Annotated in this window: 3 protein-coding genes; 1 reads left to right on the forward strand and 2 read right to left on the reverse strand. The window is 40.0% G+C overall.

Annotation, left to right across the window (positions count from 1 at the left end; translation table 11 throughout):
• Positions 1-383 precede the first annotated feature (383 nt).
• Positions 384-1328 carry an aldo/keto reductase gene (locus FJR05_RS12030; protein WP_168644303.1) on the forward strand — a complete coding sequence of 315 codons (945 nt, stop codon included), beginning with the start codon at positions 384-386 and terminating at the stop codon, positions 1326-1328.
• Here the strand turns inward: FJR05_RS12030 and FJR05_RS12035 are convergent.
• Complete coding sequence (locus FJR05_RS12035) at positions 1325-1777, reverse strand: SRPBCC family protein (RefSeq protein WP_168644304.1); 453 nt, start codon at positions 1775-1777, stop codon at positions 1325-1327. The genes FJR05_RS12030 and FJR05_RS12035 overlap by 4 nt on opposite strands.
• 193 nt (positions 1778-1970) lie before the next feature.
• Positions 1971-3410: a 9,9'-di-cis-zeta-carotene desaturase gene (gene zds / locus FJR05_RS12045; RefSeq protein WP_168644305.1), complete on the reverse strand. Its 1440-nt coding sequence runs from the start codon at positions 3408-3410 to the stop codon at positions 1971-1973.
• Positions 3411-3511: the final 101 nt, after the last annotated feature.

Consider the following 3511-nt stretch of genomic DNA (forward strand, 5'->3'; position numbering starts at 1 on the left):
ATATTTTTAGTACACCTTAACAGGGGTACTCTTAACTCTTAACTAGGAACAGAAAAATCAATTATGTAATTAATTCCGTCCCATTACCAATACTATTGCCAATTTTCTCAAATATGTCTGAAACCCAAGAAAATCGTGACGATATCAATAGGGTTTCAGGGTTTAATAGTATTGATTACTTATAATAATATCCAATTGGCAACAATTTGAGCCAAAACATGGTCAAAATATGAACCTTTAGGAGCGAGAAGAAATTGATTTTTGTTATCTCTTTTAATCAAAATTTTCCGCGAGAACATCTTTTAACTAAAGCCCGAACTACTGACTTTTGTAGCAATACACTAAGAAAGTAAAGAAATGTAAATATAATCAATTTTACCAAAATGGAAACCATCACATTAGGAAAAAATGGTCTAGCTGTTCCCCCTCTCTGTATTGGTACATGGGCTTGGGGTGATAAAGTATTTTGGAATTATGGCGAAGGATATGGAGAAGAACAGTTACAAGCGGCTTTTACCGCAGCCTTAGATGCTGGTATCACCTTCTTTGATACTGCGGAAGTTTACAGTTTAGGACTTTCAGAACAGTTGTTAGGAAAGTTCATGAAACAAACCTCCCAACAAGTGCAAATTGCCACAAAGTTTGGCCCCTTACCTTGGCGTTGGGATGGTAAATCTGTATCTGAAGCCTTAACCGCTAGTCTTCAACGTCTCCAAGTTGAGAAAATTGAACTATACCAAGTTCATTGGCCTTTCACTTTATTTTTGAGCCAAGAAACCCTCATGAATACCCTCGCAGATGAAGTGAACCGGGGGAGAATCGGTGCAGTAGGTGTGAGTAACTATTCAGCAGCCCAAATGCGAGAAGCACACCAGATATTAGCTGCTAGGGGTGTACCTTTGGCTGTAAATCAGGTGCGTTATTCTCTACTAACACGCCAAATAGAAGGTAAAGGTATTTCTCAAACAGCCCGTGATTTAGGTGTGACTCTTTTAGCTTATAGTCCCCTAGCACAAGGATTGCTCACAGGTAAGTATACACCCTCTCAAAAGCCTCAAGGCGCAAGAATTATAGATCCGCGATTTAGTCCAGATGGTTTAAATAAAATTGCCCCAGTTTTATCTCTATTAAGAGAAATTGGGGAAAAATACGATCGCACTCCTGCCCAAGTATCCTTAAATTGGTTAATAGCTCAAGGTAATGTGATTCCCATTGCTGGAGTCAAAACCGCAGAACAAGTTAAACAAAATGCAGGTGCGTTAGGTTGGAAAATGACTGAAGATGAAATTGCCGAATTAGAAAAAATTACTCGTCCTTGGTTACATTAAGGTAAGCTCATATCTTGCACATTTAAAGCGTATACTTTAAAGCGTTCTAAATCTGCTTGAATTGTGGACTCTACCACTTTTCCTAAAAACAAATTATCCATGAGTTTACCAATCAAGCCAGGAATAGCATAGGAAACCGTCATTTTCACAATACTATTATTATGGCGATCATAAAAGCGAATTGCTCCTTGATTTGGTAAACCATCAACCGATTCCCATTGAATAATTTGATAAGGAATTATTTTGGTAATTCGAGATTTCCAAGTAAAATCTAACCCTCCTGTACTCAGTTTCCACAGAGAAATTTCTGGGTTATCTGCGGTAATTGTCACTGAATCAATCCATTTCATCCATTTAGGCATTTGCTCTAAATCAGACCACAATCCCCATACTAATTCTATAGGAACTTCTACTTCTACTTGGACACTATGTTCTAACCATTCACTCATAGGATTTTAGATTTTAGATTTTAGATTTTAGATTTTAGATTGGTAATGGGTGATTGGTAATTGGTAATTGGTAATTGGTAATTGGTAATTGGTAATTGGTAATTGGTAAACTTCTACTTATTCCCTATTCCCTCTTAACTGTTCCCAGTCCCCAGTCCCCAGTCCCCAGTCCCCAGTCCCCAGTCCCCAATACCTATTTCTTCCCACTTTCAAGAATTACTTTAGCTGCACGTTTTCCAGAGACTGTTGCTCCTTCCATGCTGTCAATATAATCTTGTTGTGTGTAACTTCCAGCTAGGAAAAAGTTAGGGATAGGTGTCTTTTGATCAGGACGGTACACATCCATACCCGGTGCTTCTCTGTACAAAGATTGAGCCAGTTTAACAACACTGTACCAAGTCATGTTTAAATCTCTTGAAGAGGGGAATAGTTCATGCACTTGTTTGAGGACGTGATTAGCGATCGCTTCATTACTTTGTTTAATAAAAGGATCTCCCGGAGTCAATACCAGTTGCAACAATGAACCCTCCCCAGGACGATAATAATCGGCGGGACTAGTCAAAGCCAAATCAGCAAAACAGGAAAAATCAGCATCAGCGGTATACAACAAATTATCTAGCCCTGCTGCATGATTTAACTGTTTGCGTTTTTCCTCATCTTGTAATTCTGTCACCCAACCATCAAAACGTAGCTGCACTGTGGCGACGGGGACAGCATCTAATTTATAAATGTTATCAAATTCTGGCCATTTCCGCCAAGGTTGGGGTAAAACTCGCTGAATTCCCGGAACATCACAAGCGCAAAGATAAGCATCAGCAGTGATCACCTCTTCTGCATCGCCTTGGGCAACTAAGATCCCAGTCACTTGGGTTTGTTCTCCAGACTCAGCAAATTGAATTTCTCGGACTTGACGACGGGTATATATTTTTGTGCCTCTTTCTTCTAAATACTTAACAATAGGTTTGTGTAAATATTCATGAGGTGAACCTTCCAACATTCGCAGAATTGAAGCTTCGGTTCTGACTGCAAAAAACTGGAAAATTGTCAACATACACCGGGCGGATATATTGTCACAATCTATAAATCCCAAGGCGTAAGCAATAGGATTCCAAAGACGTTTGATGCTGCCTTTACTGCCTCCGTGACTATAGAACCAGTCGGAAAAACTGATTTTATCTAATTTGCGAATAGTTTTCATTGCCCCGTCAAAGTCTACCAAACCTTGAACTATTGGGCTAGTCCCCAGAGCGATCGCATTTTGGAATTTATCCCGTAATGAAAGTTGAGAAGTGGTAAAAAACGCCTTTAATCCATTAAAAGGCGCACCCGTGAAAAAGCGAAAATCTAACGCCCCAGTTTGTCCGCCTTTATTGATAAAAGTATGACTATGCTCCTTGAGGCGTAAGTTATCACCAGCCCCCACTTTCTCCATTAACTCAAACAGATTGTAGTAGCAGCCGAAAAAGACGTGCAGCCCCATTTCAATATGGTTGCCGTCACCATCCACCCAACTGCTAACCTTACCCCCCACAAACGGACGAGACTCGAAAATTTCTACTTCACAGCCAGCATCTACTAAATCTACAGCAGTTGCTAACCCTGCTAATCCCGCACCCACAATTGCAACGCGCATTCCCTCTTCCTTGTTCAGTTTCTTTACAAATTGTAACTGAATTGGTCAGTTGTCAGTTGTCAGTTGTTAGTTGAAAATATCTTATCCCTACTCCCCCTACT

The organism is Dolichospermum sp. UHCC 0259 (assembly GCF_009711935.1).
Classification (GTDB): Bacteria; Cyanobacteriota; Cyanobacteriia; order Cyanobacteriales; family Nostocaceae; genus Dolichospermum.